The following is a 22960-nucleotide window of genomic DNA, read 5'->3' on the forward strand; positions in this document are numbered from 1 at the left end:
CGTCAGAGGGGCACGGTGCCGGCGACTCTGGTGCCTTCGCCGGGCGCCGAGGTGACGTGCAGCGTCCCGCCCACCGCGGCGAGTCGGGCCCGAAGCTGTGCCAGGCCGGTGCTGGCGGCGTCGGCCAGGCCCGGTCCGGAGTCGGCCACCTCGAACCACAGCCCCTGATACGTGTTGCGGACGGCGACGACCACGGCGGCGCCCGGCGCATGCTTGTGCGCGTTGTTCACCGCCTCGAGGCAGGTGAAGTACACCGTGCTCTCGACGCTCGGCGGGTAGCGGCGGGCCCGGACGTCGCTTCCGATGTCCAACGTGACGTTGTGCGCCTCGCGGAAGCTCAGTGCCAGTGCCGGGGCCAGACCGGCATCCTGCAGCGGCACGGGCGTGATCCCCGCCGCAGTGTCGACCAGCAGTTGGTGGGTGCGGTCGAGCCGGGCGCCGAGATCGGTCACCGCCGCGGTGAGGGTGTCCTCGTCCGCGGTCGCGGTGGCCAGCCGGTGCTCGACGACGGCCGCGGCCAGTTGCAGCGAGACCAGGTGAAGCTGCGCGCCGTCGTGCAGATCCCGTTCGAGGGCGTGCCGCTCGCTCTCCATCCGGGACGCCGCCCGCTGCCGGGCGTCCGCGATCCAGGCGAGCACGTCCTGGCCCCAGCGGCGGGCCGCGCGCACCCCGGTCTGCGCCGCCGCGCCCGCGACGACGACGCCGAGCACGGCCGCGACCTCGTCCAGGTGTCGCTGGGCGTCCAGGTGGTGGGGCGTGTCCAGGGGATGGGGCGCAGGCAGGGTCACCAGGAGCGTGGCGACCTCGACTCCGTGATGGCGGATCGGGTGCGCCGAGGTGACGGTCGTGGCCGCGGGAACGTCGGGCCGTCCCGGCGCCGACCATCGGTGTTCGCACGGATCCTGCGGGTCCAGCACCCGAAGGACGACGAGTTCCGCTCCGACCTGGGCGCCGATCCACGCCGCCACCGGGGTGAGGTCGCCGCCGCGCGGTCCGGCGGAGGGCAGTTCGGCGGCCAACCGCAGCACGCCGGGCGCGAGCGAGGCGCCGGGGTCGGGCGGCCCCGCGGGAGCGGACGGTGTCATGCCGCAGGCCCCCTGCCTAGCCGCGCAGCACGGCGACGAGCGCCGCCAGCAGCAGGACGGCGACGACCAGGGCCGCGATCACCACCGGACGCAGTGGATCGCGGGGCGGGGGTGCGGGGTCCGCCGCCGGCCGGCGCAGGGGGCCTGCCGGCACCCTGCCCGCGAGCCCGCCGTCCGCGGACCCGTGGGCGGGACGCCCGACGGCCGCGGGAACCCCGGGCCCGGCCGGCGGCGTGGCGGTGGCGCGGTGGGACGCGGTCGGCGGCGCAGAGGGCGGCGTGGTGGTGGTCGGGCGGTGGGACGCGGTCGGCGGCGGTGCGGTCGGCGGCGGCGTGGCGGTCGGGCGGTGGGGTGCGGTCGGCGGCGGCGTGGTGGTCGGGCGGTGGGGCGCGGCCGGCGGCGCAGGCGGCGGTGTGGTGGTGGGGCGGTGGGGCGTGGCCGGTTCGAGGAGCTGGGCGGCGATCCGGGCCGCGCCGAGCGCCACCAGGTGCTTGGGGTGCGCGTTGACGACGGTCGGGCGTCCCAGGGCTGACTCGACCGTGCGGGCCACCGCGGGGATGCGGGAGGAACCCCCGGCCAGCAGGACCGCCGACAGGTCCGCTGGCTCGACCCCGGCGGAGATCAGGGTGCGGTGCAGCGCATCCAGGGTGGAGTCGATGGCCGGGCGGACCATGTCCTCGAACCGCGCGCGGGTGAGCCGGACCTCGGCGCGGACCGTCGGCAGGAACACCGGGATCACGGTCTCCTCGTCGAAGGACAGCGCCTCCTTGGCGAGCACGCATTCCTGCCGCAGCCGCGCCAGCGCGACGGCGCCGGCGTGGTCCTGCGGATCGATGTCGCTGACGGCACCGCCCAGCTCCAGGTCGACGTGGTGCACGACGGCCTCGTCGAAGTCGACACCGCCGAGCCACTCCACGCCCTCGGGCAGGCCCAGGATCTCCATCGAGCCCGCCTGGAACCGCAGGACGGCCGTGTCGAACGTGCCCCCGCCCAGGTCGTAGACGGCGATGACCGCCCCCGGCGGGAGCTGGCGGACGGCGGTGTAGTGGGTCGCGGCGGCCACCGGCTCGGTCACCATCCGCACCTCGCCGATCCCCGCCAGCCGCGGCACCTCGTCGAACTGCTTCAGCCGGTAGGGGCCCCACACGGCCGGTCGGCTGAGCACGATGGTCTCCGGCGGCGCCCCCTGCAGGTCGGTGACCGCGCGCACGGTGTCGCCGAGCGAGGCGGCCAGCAGCGCCGCCGGGGAGAACGGGGCGCCGCCCAGCACCAGCGGAGTGGGGTCACCGAGCCGGCGCTTGTACCCCAGGGCCGCGTGGGCGGGTGCCAGCGCAGCCCGGCGCACGGCCGCCTCGCCGGTCAGCAGACGGCCGTCCGGGCCGGCGTAGACCACGGCGGGGGTGACGACGCTGCGGCTGCCCAGGCTCACCATCTCGGTGTGGNCCCAGCGGCCGACCTCCGCGGAGACGGGATGACCGACGGCCACCGCGGTGAAGGTGGTCCCGAGATCGATTCCGAGCCCGTACCTCACCCTGCCCGACTCCCACGACGTTCGGTCCGAATGTTCCTCCACCGGTGCTCTGCCAGGGTAGAGAGTCGGCGACCCTACGTGGCCGGAGTTGTCCTGTATTTCACCAAGGTGACGCCCGGCCGACCGAACCGCCCGCGGAGGCCCGGTTACCGGCGGCGGACCTCGCGGTTCTGCTGCGCCGTGTCGAAGGATCGCCGGGCCTGCTCGACCCGATCGAGGTTGGCCTGCGACCAGCCGGCGAGCGTGGCGAACAGCGGAGCGAGGCTGGCGCCGAGCTCGCTGATCTCGTACTCCACCCGGGGCGGTACCTCCTGGTGGTAGGTGCGCACCACCAGCCCGTCGCGTTCGAGCTGGCGTAGCCGCTGGGTGAGCACCTTGGGCGTGATGGTGCCGATCCGCCGCTCCAGCTCCACGAATCGCTGCCGGCCGAAGGCGTGCAGGGCCCACAGGATGGGAGTGGTCCAGCGGCTGAAGACGATGTCGACCACCGGCGAGACGGGGCATGCCCGCTCCGGGTGCAGCGAGGTCGCCGGCGCGGCCGGGGAAGGCCGGGCCTGGGACGTGTCGAGCACGGTCACCTCCGGGATAGTGGCTTTCTACTAGGTTCCTAAAGTAGCCGGAATGCTAGCTTCGCGTTGCATTCGCCAAACGGTGTCGAACCGGCGTGTGCCGGGGGCCCTGGAGTCCTCGATCCGACGTTGTTCGCCGCGTGTGCCATCGAGGCAGGAGCGCTTTCATGTCCATTCCGGAATCCGTGCGGAACACGGACGCCGTCTCTTCGCCGCCGGCCGGTTCCGGCCGCCGGCCCGGGCTCATCCTCGCCTTTCTCTGTATCGCCGGCTTCATGACTTTCCTGGACGTCTCCATCGTGAACGTCGCCCTACCGACCATCGAGGACAAGCTCGACATCTCCGCAACACAGCTACCGTACGTGGTGACGACCTACGGCATGCTGCTCGGTGGATTCCTGCTGCTGTGCGGACGTCTCGCGGACACCTACGGCCGTCGCCTGATGTTGCAGACCGGGCTGACGCTGTTCGCGCTGTCGTCTCTGCTGGGCGGGCTCGCCCAGGAATCGGTCCAGCTCATCGTCGCGCGCGGGCTGCAGGGCCTGGGCGCGGCGTTCCTCGCCACCTCCGCGCTGAGCCTGTTGACCAGCAGTTTTCCCGAGGGGCCCGAACGCACCAGGGCACTTGGTGTGTGGGGTGCGCTCAGCGGCCTGGCGTCGGTGGCCGGCGTGACCCTGGGCGGCCTGTTGACCGACGGCCCCGGCTGGCGCTGGATCTTCTTCATCAACGTGCCGATCGGCCTGCTCGGCGCGCTGCTCGCGCCGAGCGTGGTGAGCGAGAGCCGGGCCGCCCGACGCAGCTCCTCGTTCGACCTCGCCGGTGCCGTCGCCCTGACCGCCGGTCTGGTCCTGCTGATCTTCTCGCTAGGGCAGACCGTCGATGATTCCGATCCGCCCGTCGGGCGCATAGCGGCGGGGTTCATCGTCTCCGCGCTGCTGCTCGTGGCGTTCCTGCTGATCGAGCGCCGCACCCGCGAACCGTTGATCACGCTGAGCATCTTCCGTCGGCCGTCGTTGCGCGCGGCGAACCTCGCCGCGGTGCTCCTGCTCGGCAACGTCGTGACGCTGTTCTTCTTTGCCAGCCTCTTCATGCAGCAGGTCCTCGACTACTCGCCGCTGCGGACCGGGCTGGCCTACGTGCCGCTCGCGGTCATCGTGGCGGTCGGCGCGGGAATCGCCGCACAACTCGTCACCAGGATGCCCGCCAAACTGGTTCTCCTGGTCGGGCTGCTGCTCACCGTCGGCGGCATGCTGCTGCTGCGGCGAGCGCCCGTCGACGCCTCCTACCCGGTCGACCTGTTGCCCGCCTTCCTCGCCACGGGCTTCGGGCTTGGCCTGTCCTTCGTGCCGATCCAGGTCGTGGCGTTCACCGGCGTCCGCGAACACGAGTCGGGCCTCGCCGCTGGCCTGATCAACACCAGCCAGGAGGTGGGCGGCGCGATCGGCCTGGCCGTCGCCGCCACCTACGCCTTCCGTAACCTCGCCGAGCTGACGGACCGGGCGCACGGCGTGCCCGAGCTGGTCCACCAGGCGCGGGCCGACGTCTTCCATGACGCCTTCCTCGTCGGGGTGATCTTCGTTGTCGCCGCCTTCCTCATCACGCTGGTGCTCCTGCCTCTCACCCGACCCGGCGACGCCCCCGACCCGGCGGCACGCTGATGCTGCAGTGACAGAGGAGCGGGCATGATCCTGTCCCCCCAGGCCGTGGCGTTCCTCGCCGAGGATTATTCGGGTATCTTCAGCACGCTGCGGCCGGACGGCTCGCCGCACGCGGCCCCGGTCCGGTTCACCTGGGACCCCGCCGCCCGGCTCGCCCGCGTCATGACCGTGGCCTCCCGGCGCAAGGCACGCAACGTGCGGGCGCGACCGGGAGGACGGGTGTCCGTCTGCCAGGTCGACGGTGGCCGCTGGCTGACCCTGGAGGGCCCCGCCGCGGTGTCGGACGAGCCGGGCCGGGTCGCCGCGGGCGTGCGCGCATACACCCGGCGGTACCGGTCGCGTCCGCCCGACCTGCCCGGGCTGATCGTCATCGAGATCGCTGTCGACCGGGCGATGGGCCTGTACTGACCGGCGCCGGTGGTCCGCGGTCGTCTCGACGGTGCGGACGCAGCCGGAGTCGACGGCGGCGGCCCTTCCTTCTCGCCGCCGGCGTGCATGCCGGGGCCCGGGCGGTTCGCGCAGCGCCGCCGCCGGTCCCGTCCTGATCGAACGGGTGTTTGATAGTCTGGAGTGGTGGACGTCGCCCCGTTCCAGGCCTCGCTGCTCGATGCGGCGGCGTCGGTCGAGGTTGGTCCGCTCGCGGGGGACGTGCGCCGGCGCGCGCTGTCCGCGGGCGCGTGGGTGGATCTGCGGCCGCGCTGGATCGAGGGGGCGGACGCCCTGTTCGAGCGGCTGCGCGACGGGGTCCCCTGGCGGGCCGAGCGGCGCTCCATGTACGAGCGGGTGGTCGACATCCCGCGGCTGCTGGCCTTCTACGGTGGCGGCGAGGTGCTGCCCGACCCGGCACTGGCGGCAGCGCGGGACGCCCTCGACGAACACTATGCGGCCGAGCTGGGGGAGCGGTTCGTCACCGCGGGGCTGTGCCTGTACCGCGACGGGCGCGACAGCGTCGCCTGGCACGGTGACCGGATCGGGCGCGGTGGCCGGCAGGACACGATGGTGGCGATCGTCGTGCTGGGTTGCCCCCGGCCGCTGCTGCTGCGCCCGCGTGGCGGCGGCCCGGCGCTGCGCTTCGAGCTCGGCCATGGCGACCTGATCGTCATGGGCGGTAGCTGCCAGCGCACCTGGGATCACGCCGTGCCCAAGTCGTCCCGCCCGGTGGGTCCGCGGATCAGCGTCCAGTTCCGCCCGCGCGACGTGCGCTGAGCTCCCCGCCGACGGGGAGCGCCCGGCGGCTGCGGCGCGGGTGAACCCGCCAACCGGATCCGAACAGGTGCAGTCCGACTCCCACCGCGACGCGGTGTCCGATTCCTCAGCACCGCGGTGGGAGTGACCCGGCTGGCGCGGGTACCGCCTTCGCAGCGGAGCGGTCGCGGGGTCGCAGGCAGGCGAAGGGGTGGTGGAGGCCATGGTCGATCAGGGCGGTTCCGGGGGTGTGGGGCTGGCCGGCGCGCCCCCGCGCCACCCCGGCGGCGAGGTGCGGACCAGAGCCTTCCGCGGCGGCGTGCTGACCGAGGAGAACTTCCCCCTCGCCGACGTCCACCGTTTCCGCGGGGACGACGACACGGTGGTCTGGCTGGACCTGTGCGCCCCGGACGCCGAGCAGATCCACCTCGTCGCCGACGAACTGCGCCTGGACCCGCACGCCGTCGAGGACGCGCTGTCGGCCGGCGAGCGGGCGAAGCTGGACCGCTACCCGACCCACCTGTTCCTCAACACCTACGCCGTGCGCCTCGACGTGGCCTCCGGGGAGCTGGTCAGCCAGGAGATCTCGGCGTTCATCGCCGGGCGGACGCTGGTCACCGTGCGCCCCGACGACACGTTCGACCTCGGCGCGGTCCTGCGCCGCTCGAACGACGCCGACCTGGCCGCGCACGGTGTCGGCTACCTCGTCCACGGGATCATCGACGTCGTCGTCGACGGCTACTTCACCGCCGTGCAGGCCCTGGACGGCGCGCTGGAGGACCTCGAGGACATGCTCTTCGACGAGGACGTTCCGGAACAGACCGTCCACCGGCGCAGCTTCGAGCTGCGCAAGAGCCTGGTCCAGCTCCGCCGGGAGATCCTGCCCATGCGCGAGGCGGTGAACGGCCTCATGCGCCGCGACACCGGCCTCGTCACCGACGGCCTGGTCGCCTCCTACCAGGACGTCTACGACCACGTGCTGCGCGCCACGGAGTGGACCGACAGCCTGCGCGACATGATCAACTCGATTCTGGACACCAACCTGACGATCCAGAGCAATCGGCTCAACCTCGTGATGAAGAAGATGACGGGCTGGGCGGCGATCATCGCCGTGCCCACCCTCATCACCGGCTTCTTCGGCCAGAACGTCCCCTACCCGGGCAACGGCGAGAGCTGGGGGTTCTCCGTCGACCTGGTCATCCTCGTGCTGTCCGCGGCGATCCTCTACGTCGTGTTCCGCCGCAAGGGCTGGCTGTGAGGGCCGGCCGCGAGGGCGGCTACGGGCCCAGTGCCAGCGCGGGCACCGTCCCGATCCGCCTACGCAACCCGTTTTCGACCGGACGACGACGGCCATCGAGGATCTCGCCGCGGCGGTCGGCGCGGGCATCCCGAAGCGCTCCCCACCGCGACAAGAAGGTGCGTGGCCGGGGCTCGATGGGCTTCACGATTCCGCCTACGAAAAGGAAACCTTGCGCTGATTTGTCTTTTGCTTCGGAATCTGCCAGCCCGGTGATCAGGCAGAATACAGCCACTGTAAGGCGTCTAGCGGACCTGCATCGATGTTGACGACCTGGCTGTGATCCGCTGCGTTGAGTTCCTTACGTGAGAGGGGATGCCAGGCCGATTCTCCGGGCTTGGGTCGGGTATAGTTCCGCGCATGAATCAGCAGGCGCCATCGGCTCGGCGGCGCGCTCCGGTCCGCTTCGTTTCTCCGATTCCGCCGCCCGCGGGGTAGCCGCCGATGAGTGAGATCCGGCGTCGGACCAGGGCGGACAAAGGGTCCATCCGACTCAATCGACGTGACCTATTCGCGCTGGAGTGGATCTATGATATGGCCGCCATCTTCGAGTCGGACATTCCCCATCTCCTGGATCCGAAGAAGCCCATCACGAGGAACGCCGTGCGGGCGATCGTCCGGCGGTGGGAAAGCGCGGGCATCGTCCACGCGGGGCATGCTCTCACCTACCAGGGTCGGCTGGTCCACCTCACCCAGGCGGGGACCCGCCTGGTCATCCGAGCCGATCTCGACACCGCCCCGGTCGCCGATTCTCCCGTCATGGAGGTCATTCATCAGGCCCTGGTGGCGCGGGCCCGGCTGCGCATCGAGGCGCGCGGTGTGACGGGAACACCCGTGCAGACCTGGGTGAGCGCACGTCGATGGCGCGTGGAGAACATGCGGAAGGTCGAGTACGACATGCCCGATCCGGACGGCCTGGTCTGTCTGGAAGACGGCAGGGTCGGCGTGGTCCAGCTCTGTCACACGGTGGTGGAAGTCCAGCGGCTCCAGCCCTTCCTCGCCGGGCTTTCGGTGCAGTATCCCGTGGTACTGCTGGCGATTCCGCAGGACCTGTTGGCGAGGGTGGAGGACGTGCTCGTCCACGAGCGAGCGGGCCACCGGGACCGCGTTGGCGACGCCCTGCAGATCGTCGCTCTGTAAACACGACAACGTCCACGACTCGTGATCACCCGGCGGGTGGTCACGCGGTCGTACGGGCGTTGGACGTTGGGCCGCGTCGAGTCGCCGCGCAATGTGGCGGGGATCGCGGCGTGGCAGGGATCGCGGCGTCACCCGCCAAGCGTTCGACATCGACCAGGAACACGGATCTCGCGGCCACCGACCGAAACTCTCACGCGAGGGTAGGTTTGGTCGCCGTTCAGGAATATCCGTTCCGGTGTATTCGGGCGCGCAGTCGCCGCCGCCACGGCCCGGCCTGGCGGCGTCGCGCCGCCCCGTCCGGGGAGCGCCGTTGGTTCCCCGGTCGCCACATCCTGATCGAAAGGCATGTGCCCTGCCCCGCTCGGTAGCCACTGCGGGCCGATTGGCGGGCCTGACGGCGGTGACCGGCGTGCTATCGGCGTCCAGCGGATCGGATGGGTCGGCTGCGTCGGCCCCTGGTCCTGCCGCAACCGACAATAGCTGCCGTCCGGAAGTCTGACCGCTCCGCACGACATTGGCGAGGACGCACACCGGCGGAGACACGATGCCGGGACTTTAGTCCCGAGGTCCCGTGTGGCGCGCCGCGGGTGGGCTCCGCGGAAGACTCGTCGGATACGGCGAACTAGTGCCTGGTCAAATATTGGTCATGGACAGCTTGTATTGCCAGCCTGGGGTATCTGGATTCCTCGGACGCGGATCCGTCGCCGGGCCTGCGGAGTCGTGTCGCGGCCGGCCATCTGATCGTCGCGTGGGATAGTGCCGACCCGTGGGACGGGCCGGGGGTCGGGGTGAGTTCGCTGCACGCGACGGCCCTCCGCGCAGCAACGGCTACGTCGGCAACAGGCGTGAAGGGAATCCTGAGTGGGAAATCGACGTGTCTTTGTACAGATGGGTTTGCTGTCGGCGCTGACGCCCGTCCTGCCGGTCGGCCGGGGCCGCGGCGGCACCCGTTCGAGGTCGCGGTCCGGCGCGGCCCTCGACGGGGCCGGTGGCCGCGACGCCTCGGCCGCGATGATCCCCGTGCAGCCGTCCGCGGGCGTTCGGCCCGCCCCGCGCGCCCTGGCCGCCACGGGCATCCCCGACCCCACCGGGGTGGGACCCGGCCAGGTGACCTGCGGGGACGTCGACGGCCTGATGGCCGGCTTCTGGCAGCGTTCCGCCTTCGAGGTGGCCGGTTTCGTCTGGCGGGCCGGTGTGCTGCGGGTCCTGCCGCTGAGCAGCCGTCCCAACGCCATCAACGAGTCGGGCGTCGTCGTCGGCGACCTCGTCAGCCACTACACCCGGCAGGCGTTCCGCTGGGCCCATGGCACCCACCAGCCGCTGGGCTACCTCGGCGGGACCGACGAGCTGGGCGGCCGGTGGAGCCAGGCCGTCGGCGTCAACGTCCGCGGACGGATCGTGGGCACCACCAGTGTCGCAGGCGGTGACCGGCACGCCTACGTCTGGGCCGGCAACGCCATGACCGACCTGGGGACGCTCGGCGGGTCGTCGAGCGAAGGAGTGGCCATCAACGACCTGGGGCAGGTCTGCGGAACCAGCGTGACAGCGACCGGTCACAGCCATGCCTTCGTCTGGTCGAACGGGCACATCTACGATCTCGGCACCCTCGGTGGCACCTGGAGCCGGGCGGTGGGGCTGAATGCCCGGGGTCAGGTGGCGGGGACGAGCGAGAGGGTGGGCGGGCAGAGTCGGGCCTTCCTGTGGGAGCGCGGGGCGTTGTGTGACCTGGGCGTTCTTTCCGGCGACCAGCAGAGCGAGGCGGTCGGGATCAACGACAACGGCGACATCCTGGTGCGCAGCATCGGAACGCAGACCAACGCGTTCGTCTGGAGCCGCGGCCGGCGCACTCCGATCACGGGTTTCGGGCTGCGCGTCGATCCGGGTGGCATCAGTGCGCGGGGCTATGTCTGCGCGACCGCGCTCAACGCCGCCGGCAACGATCATGCCATCCGCTGGTACCGGGGAACCACCACCGATCTCGGCACGCTCGGCGGCGACTACAGTTTCGCCGCGGCGATCACCGGGGCCCAGACGGTGGTGGGAAGCTCCGCGGTCGCCGGGGCGTTCGTGCCCCAGGCCGCGCTCTGGACGCTGTGATGTCCCGCGGTTGGCGAGGGCAAGGCAGGCCGGGCGCCCCTGACCGCCCGGCCGGGCGGTCGGGGGGCGCCGGGCCCCGTCCGCGCCGCCCGCCGCGGCGGGCGCGGCGGACCGTGGAGCCGTGCCGGTGGAGCAGGAGGCGGTCGCCGTAGGCGCCCGTCGTCCAACTCCCCGCTGCTTCGGAGCACCGTGCGCTACCGAGCCGATTGAGCCGCCGGCAGGTAGGCATCCAGCTCGCCGGGCCCGAACCGGCACAGCCCCATCGACCACCAGAACTCCCCGGCCACGCTGCCCACCACCGTGGAGGTCCCGTCCGGCCGATGCACGGCCCATCCCCCGTCCCGCAGCCCGATCATGATCGCGATCGGATCGCCGGTGGCCGCGTCCCACAGCCGACAGGTGTCGTCGGTACCTGCGGTGGCGAGGCGGGTGTCGTCGGGGGAGAAATCTGCCGACCAGACGCGGGCGGTGTGGCCGGTGAGGGTGTGGGTTCAGGAGTCGGCGTAGGGCTCGGCGGCGCGGGCGTGGCGCAGGGCCCGGCCCCACCAGCCCAGTCGGTCGAGCAGCCGGTTCGCCGCGGCGGACGCCGGCGAGCCCGCGGTGCCCGCCGGGCCGCCCGCGGCGAAGTCCTCGGCGCTCGGGCCGTGGAAGCTGACGCCGTCGCGGACGGTGACGGCGTGCTGCTCGGCGAAGACGGCGCGCAGGTGCTCGACGGCCCGCAGGCCGCCGCTCACCCCGCCGTAGGAGACGAACCCGACGGGCTTGGCGAACCACTCCTGGCGGTAGGTGTCGATGACGTTCTTCAACGCCGCCGGGTAGCTGTGGTTGTACTCCGGGGTGACCACGACGAACCCGTCCGCGGCGGCGAGGCGCTCCCCGAGCGCGCGGACGAGCCGCTCGGGCGGCGAACCGGGGGCGGCGGCCATGTCGGCGGGCAGCGGGAAGGCGGCCAGGTCGAGGACGTCGAGGTGGACGTCGTCGCGGTCGCGGGCGTGGCCGGCGAACCAGTCCGCGACCGCCGGCCCCAGCCGTCCCGCCCGCACGCTGCCGACGACCAGGGCGAGCGCGAGCGGGCGGGAGGCCTCGTCGGTAGCTGTCGGGGTGGTGGCTGTCGGAGTGGCGGGTGCCGGGCCGGCCGGTGCTGGGGCGGCCGGTGCTGGGGCGGGCGGTGTCGGGGCGAACGGCGGCGTCGAGGGTGGCATGGCGCGGGTCTCCTCCGGGCGTCGCGTCGGGTGCCGCGGTGGTCATCCGATCACGTGCACCCAGCCTGAAAGCTGAACCCGACTTCAAGTCAAGGGCATCGATTCCCCCGGTCCGCCCGGGGCGGTCACGGGTGCAGCGCGGCGAGGCAGATCCGCACGAGGTGGCGGGTGTCGGGATCGTGGTCACCGGTGCCGCTGTGCAGGACGGCCCGGTTGTCCCACATCACGATCGTCCCCGGCGTCCAGTGCAGGCGGAGCTGGTGCTCCGGGCGCAGGTACGCGGCGCGCAGCTCGGCCACCAGCGCGTCACTGTCGGGCGGGCTCATCCCGAGGATCAGTGGGCTGTCCCAGTCCGGCAGGTTGATGTACAGGTAGTGCTCGCCGGTGTGCGGGTGCCGGCGGACCAGCGGGTGCGCGACGATGGGGCGTTCGTCGCCGGGTTCGCGCGCCACCCCGCGGCCGTGGGTGACGTACCGGCCGGTCGCCAGCGCGCGCAGCTCGGGGGTCAGCGCCTGGTAGGCGGCCACGCCGCTGGCCCACAGGGTGTCGTTGCCCACGGGCGGCACGCGCACGGCCCGCAGGACCGTCGCCACCGGTGGTGCGGGCAGGCTGCTGGCGTCGAAATGCCAGCCGACGCTGCCGCCGTGGACCTCGTGCACGCCGGGACGGGCCGGCTCGGGGTCGACGACGCTGGTGAACACCAGGATCGGGCCGAATGCCTCGGCGAACGCGACCTGACCGGCGGTGTCCAGCGCCTGGTCCCGGAAGACCAACACTCCGTGCTGGAAAAGAAGTGTACGGAGCAGCGCGCGCCGTTCCGGGGTCAGGCCCGTTCGCAGGTCGATTCTGCTGACTTCCGCGCCGAGCCTCGGTGCCAGGGGGAGGATGGTGAGGTCGGCGACCGCCGACGAATGGTGTCGAGTCATTGCACCCGTCCGCGGGAGTTGGGCGTGGATGGAGGGATGGGCGCCGGTCGGGCGTCGGGGCAGGCTGGGGCTGAGCGCAGGCCGGGCGCCGAGCGCAGGCCGGGCGCCGAGGGCAGGCCGGTGACCGGGCGGAACGTCGGCGGCGACCGGGGCCGTCGAGGAGGCCGGCGGCGTGGCGGCACGTTCGTCGCCGCTCACGGGCTCGCCGGTCGGTACGCGGTAGCTGGACCGGATCCGCGCGCCCCACCCGGGCGGGAGTTTCCGCGGCGAGAGGGATGAGGGAAGCAAACCATATCTGTCCGGAGGTCGGGGATCGATTCTCCGTTACGGCGCGGTAAACACCGCCGGTGGCGGTCTCGGGTATTCGTCGGGCACGTTTGGTGATGGTCGTCGCCCCGGCGTGCGGCGGGCGATGGCACCGGGCCGGACAACGGCGGTCGCCCGCTCGGAAGTCCCTTCCGGCGCCGCCTGCGGTACCCGGTGGTGCCGGCGGATCGGCTGGCGGCGACGACTCTCGCGGGTAAAATCTGGGCCTGCCCGCGGCACGCTGCCCGCCGCCCGCGTCGCGTTCGCCGAGCACCGCCCGCGGGACGTCGCCGGCCTCGCGTCGCGAAGCCGTTCGACCCGCCGGTGACGAACGACGCCGGCCGGTCGGGCACGGGTGCCGCGGGCGGGGATCGATCGCCGGGGGACGCGCCACCCGTCGGTGGCCGGAGGGGGGAGCGATGATCGGGCGAGGCCGGTTGCTGCTGTCGGCGGGGGCCGCGGGCAGCGGTGCGTTCGTGGGGGCGGGCGTCGGGGTGTGGCGCCTGGCGCTGTATCAGGGCGGCGCGGCCGACGGCCGGGTGCGGCCGCTGACCACCCCCGCGCCGCCGGTGCGCGAGTTCTATGGCAACCCGACGCATCCGCCGTTCACCCTCGGGATCCTCGGCGACTCCAGCGCCCAGGGCACCGGTGTGCACGACTACGACGACACCCTCGGCGGCTGGCTGGCCCGCGCCCTCGCCGGCGGTGACGCCCTCGCCGGCGGTGACGGTGGCGGCGAGGGCGGCGGTGGCGGTGTCGGCGGCGATCACGGTGGTGGCCGGCATGTGCGGGTCATCAGCGCCGCCCGCGACGGCGCCCGCGCCGAGCATCTCGCCGCCCAGGTCGCCCGGGTCGCCCCCGCGGCACCCGACCTGGCCGTCATCTCCATCGGCGTCAACGACATCCGCAATCGCACCTCCCCGGCGGCCGCCGCCCGCCACCTCGCCGGCGCCGTCACCGACCTGCGCCGCGGGGGCGCCCAGGTGATCGTCGGTACCACGCCCGACCTGAGCGTCATCTCCGCCGTCCGCTCGCCGCTGCGCGAGGTCCTCTGGCTGCTCGGCCTGCTGCTCGAACGGGCGCAGACGCCGGCGGTCGCCGCGGCCGGCGGCACGCCGGTGACCCTGCGGACCGCCGTGTCACGGCGCTTCGGTGCCGACCCGACCCTGTTCGCCCCCGACGGACTGCACGCCTCCGCGCGGGGCAATGCCCTCATCGGCGCCCACCTGCTCGCCGCCTACCGGTCCGCCACGCCGCCGGCCCGGGACTGACGGGGTGCGGCCAGGCCCGGGCCAGTATCGATCGTCAGCGCATCCGCCGGGGAGCTCGGCGGGTCGAGTCGGCGCTCAGGCGTTGATCGCGGTGAGCAGGGTGGGCAGGGAGGCGTCGAACTCCCGGGACCAGTAGGGCCAGGTGTGCACGCCGGGGCTGTAGAAGTGCGTGGTGAGCAGCGGATCGCCGGTCGCGCCGGGGTGCGCGGCGACGTACGCGTCGGTGAGGTGCTGGGCGACCGCCTGGCTCTCGGTGTTCGTGATCTTCTCCAGGTTGACCACACCGGGGTCGGCGTCGTTCGGGCCCGGTGTGCCGTCCCCGGACGAGATGTAGACCGGGATGGAGGTCAGGTTGTCGACCAGGTAGTACGGGTCGTGCTGCTGCCAGGTCGCCGCCCCGGACGCGGTCGTCGGGTCACCCCACAGGGCGTTGATGTCCTTCCCGGACCCCGCCAGGAGCATCTGGAACTGCTGGGGGTTGCCGAAGGGGTGGGCGACGCCGCTGTAGGCGGCCACGGCCTTGAAGTCGCCGGGATGGCGGCCCGCGTAGGACAGCGCGCCGAATCCGCCCATCGACAGGCCGGCGATCGCCCGGTCGGAGCCGGCCCGGTAGTTGCGTTCGAGGAGCTGGCGTAGCTCGACCGTGTGGAAGGTCTCCCAGCGGGCCGGGTCGTTGACCCAGTCGCTGTACCACCCGGCACTGCCGCCGTCGGGCATGGCGACGATCACGTTGCGGCCGGCGGTCTGGCTCTCGACGTCGGTGTTCTCCGACCAGTCGGTGTGGTCGGACGCCATGTCGCTGCTGCTCGCCCCGCCGTGCAGCAGGTACAGCGCCGGCCAGGTCCGGTCGGGTTGGGTGTCGTAGGAGGTCGGCAGCAGCAGGCGCACGGACTCGTCGGCGTTCATGGCCGTCGAGTGGATCGTGAGGTCGACCAGGCGCGCGTCGCCGGCTACGGGGGAGGTGACACAGGTGATCGACGATCCGTCGTCGCTGCTGGTCCCCGTCGCCGGGCACGTCGCCGCCTGCGCCGGGGAGCCCCCGACGGCCAGGCCGACCAGCGTGCTCACCGCGATCATCGAGGGCAGCAGGATCCGCCGTCTCCACATCCGCGTTCTCATAGGCGCAACATTAGGCGAATCATCCGTTTACGTTCAATTTGTACTAGTTGATGCTACAAAATGGCTGATCAGGGCTTATCTGCGGTGGACGCTCACGGCGTAGCCGGGGGCAGCGGCCCGCCCCTCGCCGCGGTCGAGGGGGGCGTCGCCGGTCTCGCCGGTCTCGCCGGTCTCGAAGGGTGTGCGCTGCCAGGTGGCGAACCGGCGGTCGAGGGTGAGGCCGGCGGCGGCGCACCAGCCGTCGTAGTCCGCCAGCTCGAAGGGAGCGGCGGGCAGGGGGAGGTGCGCGGCGTCGAGCCCGAACCCGGCCACGAGCAGGCCGCCGGGGGCGAGGCGGCGGGCGAGACCGCGCAGGATCGCGGCCTCCGTCCCCGGGGCGAGCAGCGCGATGACGTTGCCGGCGGCGACGATGAGGTCGAACGGCCCGTCGGTGGCGGGCGGCGCGCCGGCCGGTTCGGGCGCCCCGGACGCGACGGGTGCGTCCAGGTCGGCGAGGTCGGCGAGGATCCAGCTGACGGCGGCGGACCGGTCTCGGGCCACACCGAGCATCGAGGGGTCGGCGTCGACCCCGACGCATCGGTGGCCCAGCTCCGCCAGCCGGATTGCCACCCGACCGGTGCCGCAGCCCGCGTCCAGGATCCGGGACTCGGCGGGCGCCAACGCGTGGCAGAACGCCGCCTCGCCGTGCACATCGACCCCGGCGGCGGCAAGCTGCACGAACCGGTCCGCGTAACGCCGGCCCGACCTGCCTGCGGTGAGTGACTCCCAGCGGGTCGTCACGCTGGGACTGGTCTGGTCGGGAGCATTCACGTCCCAGCTATACCGGATCCGCGAGACACCGATCAGACGGGAAGGGCGAGAACGATCAGGTTGTCGCGGTAGCTGTGCGTGGCGGTGTTGAACGCCCCGCCGCAGGTGATGAGGGCTAGGCGGGGCGGGCCGTCCGTCCGGAAGACTCCCGTGTCCGCGAGCCTGGTCTTCACGACGTGCCGGCGGGTCACCACCCGGTAGTCGTGCTTCGTGCCGTCGGCGCTGGTGACGACGACCAAGGCCCCTATCTCGACCCGGCTGAGCGGGTAGAGGGCGCCGGGGCGGCCGTTGTAGTCGACGTGCCCGGCGAGCACGACCGTCCCCGATGAGGCACCCGGGGCCCCGCCTCCTGCCCACCATCCCAGCGTCGCCGGGTCGACCGGCACGTTGAGCGCGCGCGTGGTCGCGTTGACGGAGGCCACCGTCACCGGCGCCGAGATGCCCAGGCTCGCCACGGCGACGGCCGTCGGCCGGCGTCGTAGGACCGCCTCCGGATCGGTGGACGGCGACGGTGACGCGGTGCCCGCCGCGGCGCCCGTTCGGGTGGAACTCGCGAACGCCGCCGGCCCCTGCGACGCCGCCGCCCGCGGGGAGGCGGCCGCCGTCGCGCCCGCGGCGAGCGAACCGACGTCGCCGGGGGGTCTCGACGCCACCCATCCGGCCATGCCACTGCCGCCGACGACGCCCGCGACCGTCGCCGTGACCACCAGTAGGCGGCGGCCACGGCGACGTCGACGGGTCCGCGCCAGCCGGGTGCCCGGTGGTCTGGGCCGATCAGGCCCGCCCGTGATCGGCTCCTGGCTCGCGGCCGGTGCGGCCGATCCGTCCTCGGGCGGCGGACCGGCCGTCACCGTTCGTCGGCGAGACTCGATCATCCCTGTCGGCGGGCCAGCCACGCTCGGCGGCGCTGCCACCCGAACAGGACCCCGGCCGATCCGACCGCGAGGCCGAGCGCCCCGATGGCCAGCACGGGCGGGTGGTCGTCATCCGCGGCCAGTCCGCTGTTGCCGGCGTTGACCGAGGTGGGCGAGTTCGCGGCCTGGTGGGACAGCCAACTGTAGGAGCCGGGGCCACCGACGATGTAGAGGTTGGTCGTCGATCCGGGCTTGGTCGGCACCGTCTGGGCCGGCACCAGCGGCTTGCCCGTGGTGTCGGTCACGGTGACCGTGTGCGATCCCCCCGACCCTGGCGTGCCGCCACCTGGGGTGCCGCCACCAGGGACGCCGCCACCTGGGGCGCCGCCGCCGGGGGTGCCGCCACCTGGGGTGCCGCCGCCGGGGACGCCGCCACCTGGGGTGCCGCCGCCGGGAGTGCCGCCGCCGGGAGTGCCGCCACCGGGGACGCCGCCACCTGGGGTGCCGCCGCCGGGAGTGCCGCCGCCGGGGACGCCGCCACCTGGGGTGCCGCCGCCGGGGACGCCGCCACCGGGGGTGCCGCCGCCGGGGACACCGCCACCGGGAGTGCCGCCGCCAGGGGTGCCTCCGCCGGGGACGCCTCCGCCGGGAGTGCCGCCGGGGACGCCGCCGACGCCGGGCACGCAGGGGACGCTGTCCTTGGGCTTGTCGGTGACGCAGGGCACGGTGCCGACGCCGGGCACGCCCCCGACTCCGGGCACGCCGCCGACGCCCGGCACGCCCCCGACGCCGGGCACGCAGGGGACGCTGTCCTTGGGCTTGTCGGTGACGCAGGGCACGCCCACGCCGCCGACACCAGGCGTGCCGACACCAGGCGTGCCGACACCAGGCACGTCGACGACGGGCGGACCGACGTAGACGCAGGGGAGGCCGTCCTTGGTCTTGCCGGTGATGAGGCAGGGGAGCGCGTTGACGGCGACCTCAGGCGAGACGGAAGGGAAGGTCTGGACGACCTGACCGGTGCTCGGGACGTCGCCGACGTACTTGCCGTCGATCTTGATCTGGCCGGCCGCCAGCGCCGCGACGTCACGGACGACGATCGCCGACACGTTGGTCGGCCAGGCCTTACTGGTGGTGTCGTCGTAGACCCGCGCGAGAGGCTTGCCCGCGCCGTCGAGACCCACTGCGACCGAAAGCCGGGTGCCAGGGTGGATGGCAACGTCGGCGGCTGCCGATGGCGGCGCGCTCGCCGGCTGGCCGACAGGCCGGATCTCGACGCGGTGGGCCCCGGCAACCAGCGGCTTCGGGTCCGCGACCTGTTTGGCCACCAGGTCCTTGATCAGGGTCTGCCCGTCCATGGTGACGTCCGCCTTCATATCCGGCAGCCCCTGAACCAGCGTCACCAGTCCGGCATCCTTGTTCGGCGTTGGGGTCGCTGACGCCACGCCGGGCAGACCCAGCGTCAGACATCCCGTCGCCGCCACGGCGCCGATCGTTCGAGCGCCCGCTCTCAGATGAGAGCGTGTGATCCATTGCATTACTTTGAGCTCCCGGCGACGTCATCCAGAAATCTGGGCATTTGCACCTTACCGCGACGGGCTCGAGACGAAGATTGGGCTCCCCGCTACTCCGGCTCGAGAAGATGCACACGCGTGCAGACGGCCTCGCCAGGAGTGTGAGGCGAGGTCGGTCGCGCGGACTTCGCTGGCCGTTCGAGAGTGAAATGCCAGGTCAGAACGGTCGAACCGGCGTCTCAGACGGACGAGGTACCCCGCGGTGGGGGCGATACGAGGGACGTCCGGGGCGACCCTCGGTCAAAACTGCGATCGAAGTCGCGCCCTTGGTGGCGCAACCTTCTTCCGTCTGAAGGCGTGTCAAGTGCCGTCCGCACGGGTCGAACAGAGCCCTTTCGGGCTGTCAATCAACGAGATTCTCGGATTTCGGCCCGTCGCCGTGCGCCGTGCGCCGGTTGTTGGTCCGCCATGGACCGAGGGATGAAGGTTGAAAGTGGCTACCGGAAAGAGCCCACAAAAAGGGAGTAGCCCAATCGCGCAGGCTTTCTCCAGGCGCGGAGAAGGGGACGGCAGGTGAGGGCGGCTGTCGGCGCTTTCGATGATGGTGCCCGGCCGGGCCTGCCGAGGGCCCCCGAACGGGCGGGTCGCCCTCGATGGGCAGAAGGACCCGCCGGCCGGCCAGCCCCCGTGCCGGCGGGGTGACCGGGGCGGCACGGGCCGGTGTGGCCGGAAGGATCGGGCCGGTGTGGCCGGAAGGATCGGACTCCGGAACCACAAGATAATCAACGCTGTTGACGAATCGCCGGCGGACTCAAAATGATCAAGAAGGCGGGCTGGCTGCTACCGGAAAGACGAAGGGCGGGGGTGGGACGGGCGATGCCCTCCCACGTCAGCGTCCGGTGCCTTGTGCGTGCCGGCTGGGTGCCCGCCGACGGGGAGACAAACCGTCATCGACCGTCCTTCGTCGGCGTAGACCGACCCGGGCGGACCGGGCGGGTCGCCTGGCGTGCGCGGATACCCAGATCGCCCTCGTCGGGTGCGGGCGGGCCACCGACGCTCCTGCCGCCGTCCCCTCTACCGTTGCCGGCGCGGCCGTTGCCGGCGCGGCCGTTGCCGGCGCTGCCGCCGCTGCCGTCACCGTCGCCGCTGCCGTCACCGTCGCCGCCCCCGTCCTGCGGCGCCGCGGGAGTGGCGGCCTCGACGGGCGGGACGCCGGTGGCGGGACCGACGAACGTGCCGTAGCCACCGTCGTGGTAGACCAGCGGCGCGACGGACCGCTCCGCCCGGCTCTCGACCACCTCGGCCACCACCAGCCAGTGGTCGCCCGCGGGGATCCGGTCACGGATCCGGCAGCGCAGCCAGACCGCGGCGTCGAGCAGCAGCGGTTCCCCGGTGCCCAACGTCCGCCATCGCGTCGGCGCGGCGAACCGGTCGGCGCCCGGTGCCGCAAAACGGGCGGCCAGGTCGTGCTGGTCATGGGAGAGCAGGTGCACGACCAGGGTGTCCGCCGCGTGCAGTGTCGGGACGATCGACGAGCCCGCCGACAGCGACAGCGACACCAACGGCGGGCTCTGCGACAGCGACGCCACCGACGTCGCCGTGAACCCCACCGGGCCCTGCGCGCCGTTCAACGTCACGATCGTGACCCCGGCGGCGTGACGCCGGAAGGCACGGCGCAGCGCGGCCGCCGCGGCGCGATCCGCCGCGGCGGGGACTGGCAGCGGCGCGGGGAGTGGCGGCGCGGGCCGCGGCGGCGCGTGCTTCGGCATGGCCTCCACCCTGCGGCACGAGCGCGCCGCAGTGCAACGTCCGGACCCCCGAAGATCGGCCCGCCCGACCGGGGAGCGCTCAGCACCGATGGGCACCCGGTGCGGTGGCCTGCCCGGACGGACGGGACGGGTTGCGCGGCGCCGGTCGCCTCTCGCGCCGGCCGAAGCCGGTGGCCGCCGGGCCTCGGCGGTGCCGGCCCGGGGCCCGACACGATCGGGCTGTGGGATTGTGGGCGAACTCCACGCGCCATTTCACCCATCTTCCCGGTTTCGACGTCAGAGGATGGGTAGAGCGGGGAAATCCTCACGATCAGGGGGCAGTGCGAGCGATGGCGACCGACCGCGCCGCGGGCCAGGAACGTAGGCTCGCCGGTCGCTACCGGCTCGGGCGGGTGCTCGGTAGCGGCGGCGGCGGCGTCGTCCGCGAGGGCGAGGACACCCTGCTGCGCCGCCGGGTGGCCATCAAGGAGGTCCGGCGACCGCCGGTCGCGTCCCCGGCCGAGCGGGCGCTGCTCAGCGAGCGGGTGCTGCGCGAGGCCCGCGCCGCCGCCCGGCTGCGTCACCCCGGTCTGGTGACGGTCTACGACGTCCTCGACGCCGACGACCACACGTGGATCGTCATGGAGTACGTCGACGGCACCTCGCTCGCCGATCTCATCCGCGGCGCCGGCCGGCTGCCGCCACTGGAGGTGGCCCGCATCGGCGTCAGCCTCGCCTACGCCCTGGAGGCCGCGCATCGTGGTGGTGTCGTGCATCGCGACGTCAAGCCCGGCAACGTCCTCGTCACCGTCGACGGGCAGGCGCGGCTCACCGACTTCGGCATCGCCGTCACCGAGGGTGACGCGACCCTGACCGAGGCGGGGACGCTCGTCGGGTCGCCCGCCTACATCGCCCCCGAGCGGGCCCGCGGCGCCCGCGTCGGCGCCGCCGGGGACGTGTGGGGACTCGGCGCGACCCTGTTCACGGCCGTCGAGGGAGTGCCGCCGTTCGAGGGCGAGGGGCCGCTGGCCATCCTCGCGGCCGTGGTGGAGGACCGGCGTCGGCCGTTCCAGCACAGCGGCCCTCTGCGCGGGGTCCTCACCGAGCTGCTCGACTCCGACCCGGCGCGGCGCCCGTCGCTCGCCGAGGCCCGCGGCCGGCTGCGCGAGATCGCCGACCGGCTGGAGGAGACCGACCACACCCTCGACGGCACGCTGGTGGAGATCCCGCAGCTTGACCTGGACGGACTCAACGGCCTGGATGGCCTGGATGGCGCGGCTCCGCCGCCGGCGGCGACCTCGGGTCCGGCCGCGCTCCCCGCTGCGGCCGGCGCCCCCGGCCCCGCCGTGGGCGCCCCCGCCCCCGCTGCCGGGTCGCCAGCCGAGCCGCCAGGCCGGCCTGCCCCGAGCGCCCGATCCACCCCCGCCGACCAGCCTGCCCCCGCCGACCAGCACGCTCCCGCCGATCAGCCTGCCTCCGCCGCTCTGGCCGCCCCCGCCGGCCCGCCCGGCCCGCCCGGCCCGCCCGGCCCGCCCGGCCCGCCCGACCAGCCTGGCCTGGCTGGGCCGGGCGGCCTCGATGCCGGAGCGAGCTGGGATGGCCGGTCCGGTTCCGCCGGTGAACCCGACCAGGCTGTTCCGGCGGGTCTGGCCGCTGCGTCCGGAGCCGCGGGCGGGGTCGACCCGGCCGCGGCGCGCCGCGATCCGGCCGGGCCGGCGCGTCGGCGGCGCATCGCTGTGCTCGCCGCCGTCGCGGCCGTGGTGATCGCTGCCACGGCGATCGTGCTCGGCCTGGTCCTCGCGGACGACGGCTCGCAGGCGTCCCCGCCGGCCGCCGCGACGTCGCCGGCCGCCCCCGCCACGTCGCCGGCACCGCGGGCCTCGGCGACGGCCACGGCAGGGGCGACGCCGGCCACGGCGACGTCGGCGCCCGCGACCGGCCCGACGCCGGCAGCCACGCCGTCCGCGGCGTCCACCGCGTCGCCCGCCGTGGCGCAGGTCGGCGACAACCTCGGCGCGCTCATTCCGGACACGACCGACCCCGCCGACGCCCCGGACGGCTACACCCTCCACCGGGACGGTAGCGGCTGGTCGGCGGCGCTACCCGCCGGCTGGCGGATCTCCGAGCGGGGCAACGGGCGGGTGATCACCACCGCGCTGTCCGGCCACCCGGATCTGTTCATCGACGTGCAGCCGAAGGCGGGCCCGTCCGCCATCGGCGCCTGGCAGGACCAGGAGCCCGCGGTCCGCGGGAGCTCCGCCGGCTATCGCCGCCTGTCCATCCGCCCCGCGGACGGCGGCGCCGGGACCAGTGCGGCGATCTGGGAGTTCACCTTCACCTCCGGCGGGCAGACCATCCACGTCCTCGACTTCGGGGTGGTCCGCAACGGGCACGGCTACGCGCTGCGCTGGCGGGTCCCGGAGCAGGGCTGGGACGCCGCCGTCGGCCAGATGCGTACGATCTTCGCCTCGTTCCGCCCCGGCCCCTGAGCCCTGGTTTCTGAGCCCTGGTTTCTGAGCGCCCGCGACGCGGCGGCGCGCACCGCGTGCCGGTCGGGGTCGACGAGGACGAACTCCTCCTCGACTCCGACCGTCCGTACACCCTCGGTCGTCATTGTCGCCAGTGTCCCGGCCGTACCTGCGCAAACG

Annotated in this window: 19 protein-coding genes and 1 pseudogene; 8 read left to right on the top strand and 12 right to left on the bottom strand. The window is 73.3% G+C overall.

Features of this window, described 5'->3' with window-relative positions; translation table 11 throughout:
* Positions 1-2: 2 nt before the first annotated feature.
* From UK82_RS24315 to UK82_RS24325, 3 genes are all read right to left on the bottom strand, one after another.
* On the bottom strand, positions 3-1085 hold the full coding sequence (locus UK82_RS24315; protein WP_052681554.1) for a sensor histidine kinase: 1083 nt from the start codon (positions 1083-1085) through the stop codon (positions 3-5).
* A gap of 16 nt (positions 1086-1101) precedes the next feature.
* Positions 1102-2517 (bottom strand): Hsp70 family protein, encoded by a 1416-nt coding sequence (locus tag UK82_RS43270; RefSeq protein ID WP_396230638.1) that lies wholly within the window; start codon positions 2515-2517, stop codon positions 1102-1104.
* 245 nt (positions 2518-2762) lie between these two features.
* On the bottom strand, positions 2763-3188 hold the full coding sequence (locus UK82_RS24325; protein WP_082122323.1) for a helix-turn-helix domain-containing protein: 426 nt from the start codon (positions 3186-3188) through the stop codon (positions 2763-2765).
* Positions 3189-3352: 164 nt separating this feature from the next.
* Here UK82_RS24325 and UK82_RS24330 point away from each other — a divergent pair, with 164 nt between their 5' ends.
* The 6 genes from UK82_RS24330 (at position 3353) to UK82_RS24355 (ending at position 10562) form a co-directional block, all read left to right on the top strand.
* Positions 3353-4843 (top strand): MFS transporter, encoded by a 1491-nt coding sequence (locus UK82_RS24330; protein WP_055409548.1) that lies wholly within the window; start codon positions 3353-3355, stop codon positions 4841-4843.
* Between the two features lie 24 nt (positions 4844-4867).
* Complete coding sequence (locus tag UK82_RS24335; protein ID WP_055409550.1) at positions 4868-5251, top strand: pyridoxamine 5'-phosphate oxidase family protein; 384 nt, start codon at positions 4868-4870, stop codon at positions 5249-5251.
* Positions 5252-5416: 165 nt separating this feature from the next.
* Positions 5417-6049, top strand: a complete 633-nt coding sequence (locus UK82_RS24340; protein WP_044888044.1) for an alpha-ketoglutarate-dependent dioxygenase AlkB — start codon at positions 5417-5419, stop codon at positions 6047-6049.
* A gap of 202 nt (positions 6050-6251) precedes the next feature.
* Positions 6252-7286, top strand: coding sequence for a magnesium transporter CorA family protein (locus UK82_RS24345; RefSeq protein ID WP_236706378.1), 1035 nt, complete (start codon positions 6252-6254; stop codon positions 7284-7286).
* A 573-nt stretch (positions 7287-7859) separates the two neighbouring features.
* Positions 7860-8465 carry a hypothetical protein gene (locus UK82_RS24350; protein ID WP_236706379.1) on the top strand — a complete coding sequence of 202 codons (606 nt, stop codon included), beginning with the start codon at positions 7860-7862 and terminating at the stop codon, positions 8463-8465.
* 888 nt (positions 8466-9353) lie between these two features.
* On the top strand, positions 9354-10562 hold the full coding sequence (locus tag UK82_RS24355; protein ID WP_236706380.1) for an HAF repeat-containing protein: 1209 nt from the start codon (positions 9354-9356) through the stop codon (positions 10560-10562).
* A gap of 194 nt (positions 10563-10756) precedes the next feature.
* On the opposite strand, the gene UK82_RS39910 is transcribed toward UK82_RS24355, so the two are convergent.
* From UK82_RS39910 to UK82_RS24365, 4 genes and pseudogenes are all read right to left on the bottom strand, one after another.
* Positions 10757-10918: a hypothetical protein gene (locus UK82_RS39910; RefSeq protein ID WP_236706381.1), complete on the bottom strand. Its 162-nt coding sequence runs from the start codon at positions 10916-10918 to the stop codon at positions 10757-10759.
* Between the two features lie 39 nt (positions 10919-10957).
* Positions 10958-11038, bottom strand: a pseudogene (locus tag UK82_RS41700) (WD40 repeat domain-containing protein); the annotation flags it as partial.
* A 15-nt stretch (positions 11039-11053) separates the two neighbouring features.
* Complete coding sequence (locus tag UK82_RS24360; RefSeq protein ID WP_313949833.1) at positions 11054-11764, bottom strand: NADPH-dependent FMN reductase; 711 nt, start codon at positions 11762-11764, stop codon at positions 11054-11056.
* 125 nt (positions 11765-11889) lie between these two features.
* Positions 11890-12690: a TauD/TfdA family dioxygenase gene (locus UK82_RS24365; RefSeq protein WP_044888033.1), complete on the bottom strand. Its 801-nt coding sequence runs from the start codon at positions 12688-12690 to the stop codon at positions 11890-11892.
* Between the two features lie 725 nt (positions 12691-13415).
* Here UK82_RS24365 and UK82_RS24370 point away from each other — a divergent pair.
* Positions 13416-14267, top strand: a complete 852-nt coding sequence (locus UK82_RS24370) for an SGNH/GDSL hydrolase family protein (RefSeq protein WP_044888032.1) — start codon at positions 13416-13418, stop codon at positions 14265-14267.
* Positions 14268-14342: 75 nt separating this feature from the next.
* Here UK82_RS24370 and UK82_RS24375 read toward each other — a convergent pair whose 3' ends face one another.
* The 5 genes from UK82_RS24375 to UK82_RS24390 all read right to left on the bottom strand — a co-directional run bounded on the left by UK82_RS24375 (position 14343) and on the right by UK82_RS24390 (position 20333).
* Positions 14343-15374 carry an alpha/beta hydrolase family protein gene (locus UK82_RS24375; RefSeq protein WP_236706382.1) on the bottom strand — a complete coding sequence of 344 codons (1032 nt, stop codon included), beginning with the start codon at positions 15372-15374 and terminating at the stop codon, positions 14343-14345.
* Between the two features lie 87 nt (positions 15375-15461).
* Positions 15462-16166 (bottom strand): bifunctional 2-polyprenyl-6-hydroxyphenol methylase/3-demethylubiquinol 3-O-methyltransferase UbiG, encoded by a 705-nt coding sequence (locus UK82_RS24380; protein ID WP_236706383.1) that lies wholly within the window; start codon positions 16164-16166, stop codon positions 15462-15464.
* A 62-nt stretch (positions 16167-16228) separates the two neighbouring features.
* Positions 16229-16849, bottom strand: a complete 621-nt coding sequence (locus UK82_RS31880; RefSeq protein ID WP_236706384.1) for a class F sortase — start codon at positions 16847-16849, stop codon at positions 16229-16231.
* A gap of 218 nt (positions 16850-17067) precedes the next feature.
* Entirely contained in the window at positions 17068-18453 is a 1386-nt protein-coding gene (locus UK82_RS24385) for a DUF4397 domain-containing protein (protein WP_236706385.1), read from the bottom strand.
* A 1058-nt stretch (positions 18454-19511) separates the two neighbouring features.
* Positions 19512-20333 carry a flavin reductase family protein gene (locus UK82_RS24390; RefSeq protein ID WP_055409591.1) on the bottom strand — a complete coding sequence of 274 codons (822 nt, stop codon included), beginning with the start codon at positions 20331-20333 and terminating at the stop codon, positions 19512-19514.
* A gap of 329 nt (positions 20334-20662) precedes the next feature.
* On the opposite strand from UK82_RS24390, the gene UK82_RS24395 reads away from it, so the two are divergent.
* Positions 20663-22801, top strand: a complete 2139-nt coding sequence (locus UK82_RS24395; RefSeq protein ID WP_055409554.1) for a serine/threonine-protein kinase — start codon at positions 20663-20665, stop codon at positions 22799-22801.
* Positions 22802-22960 lie beyond the last annotated feature (159 nt).

Origin of the sequence: Frankia sp. ACN1ag (assembly GCF_001414035.1) — a bacterium.
Taxonomy (GTDB): Bacteria; Actinomycetota; Actinomycetes; order Frankiales; family Frankiaceae; genus Frankia; species Frankia torreyi.

Excerpts from the sequence above, each read along its gene's own strand:
- UK82_RS24315 (WP_052681554.1), bottom strand. The coding sequence starts at position 1,085 with ATGACACCGTCCGCTCCCGCGGGGCCGCCCGACCCCGGCGCCTCGCTC.
- UK82_RS43270 (WP_396230638.1), bottom strand. The coding sequence starts at position 2,517 with ATGGTGAGCCTGGGCAGCCGCAGCGTCGTCACCCCCGCCGTGGTCTAC.
- UK82_RS24330 (WP_055409548.1), top strand. The coding sequence starts at position 3,353 with ATGTCCATTCCGGAATCCGTGCGGAACACGGACGCCGTCTCTTCGCCG.
- UK82_RS24335 (WP_055409550.1), top strand. The coding sequence starts at position 4,868 with ATGATCCTGTCCCCCCAGGCCGTGGCGTTCCTCGCCGAGGATTATTCG.
- UK82_RS24345 (WP_236706378.1), top strand. The coding sequence starts at position 6,252 with ATGGTCGATCAGGGCGGTTCCGGGGGTGTGGGGCTGGCCGGCGCGCCC.
- UK82_RS24350 (WP_236706379.1), top strand. The coding sequence starts at position 7,860 with ATGGCCGCCATCTTCGAGTCGGACATTCCCCATCTCCTGGATCCGAAG.
- UK82_RS24355 (WP_236706380.1), top strand. The coding sequence starts at position 9,354 with ATGGGTTTGCTGTCGGCGCTGACGCCCGTCCTGCCGGTCGGCCGGGGC.
- UK82_RS39910 (WP_236706381.1), bottom strand. The coding sequence starts at position 10,918 with ATGATCGGGCTGCGGGACGGGGGATGGGCCGTGCATCGGCCGGACGGG.
- UK82_RS24360 (WP_313949833.1), bottom strand. The coding sequence starts at position 11,764 with ATGCCACCCTCGACGCCGCCGTTCGCCCCGACACCGCCCGCCCCAGCA.
- UK82_RS24365 (WP_044888033.1), bottom strand. The coding sequence starts at position 12,690 with ATGACTCGACACCATTCGTCGGCGGTCGCCGACCTCACCATCCTCCCC.
- UK82_RS24370 (WP_044888032.1), top strand. The coding sequence starts at position 13,416 with ATGATCGGGCGAGGCCGGTTGCTGCTGTCGGCGGGGGCCGCGGGCAGC.
- UK82_RS24375 (WP_236706382.1), bottom strand. The coding sequence starts at position 15,374 with ATGTGGAGACGGCGGATCCTGCTGCCCTCGATGATCGCGGTGAGCACG.
- UK82_RS24390 (WP_055409591.1), bottom strand. The coding sequence starts at position 20,333 with ATGCCGAAGCACGCGCCGCCGCGGCCCGCGCCGCCACTCCCCGCGCCG.
- UK82_RS24395 (WP_055409554.1), top strand. The coding sequence starts at position 20,663 with ATGGCGACCGACCGCGCCGCGGGCCAGGAACGTAGGCTCGCCGGTCGC.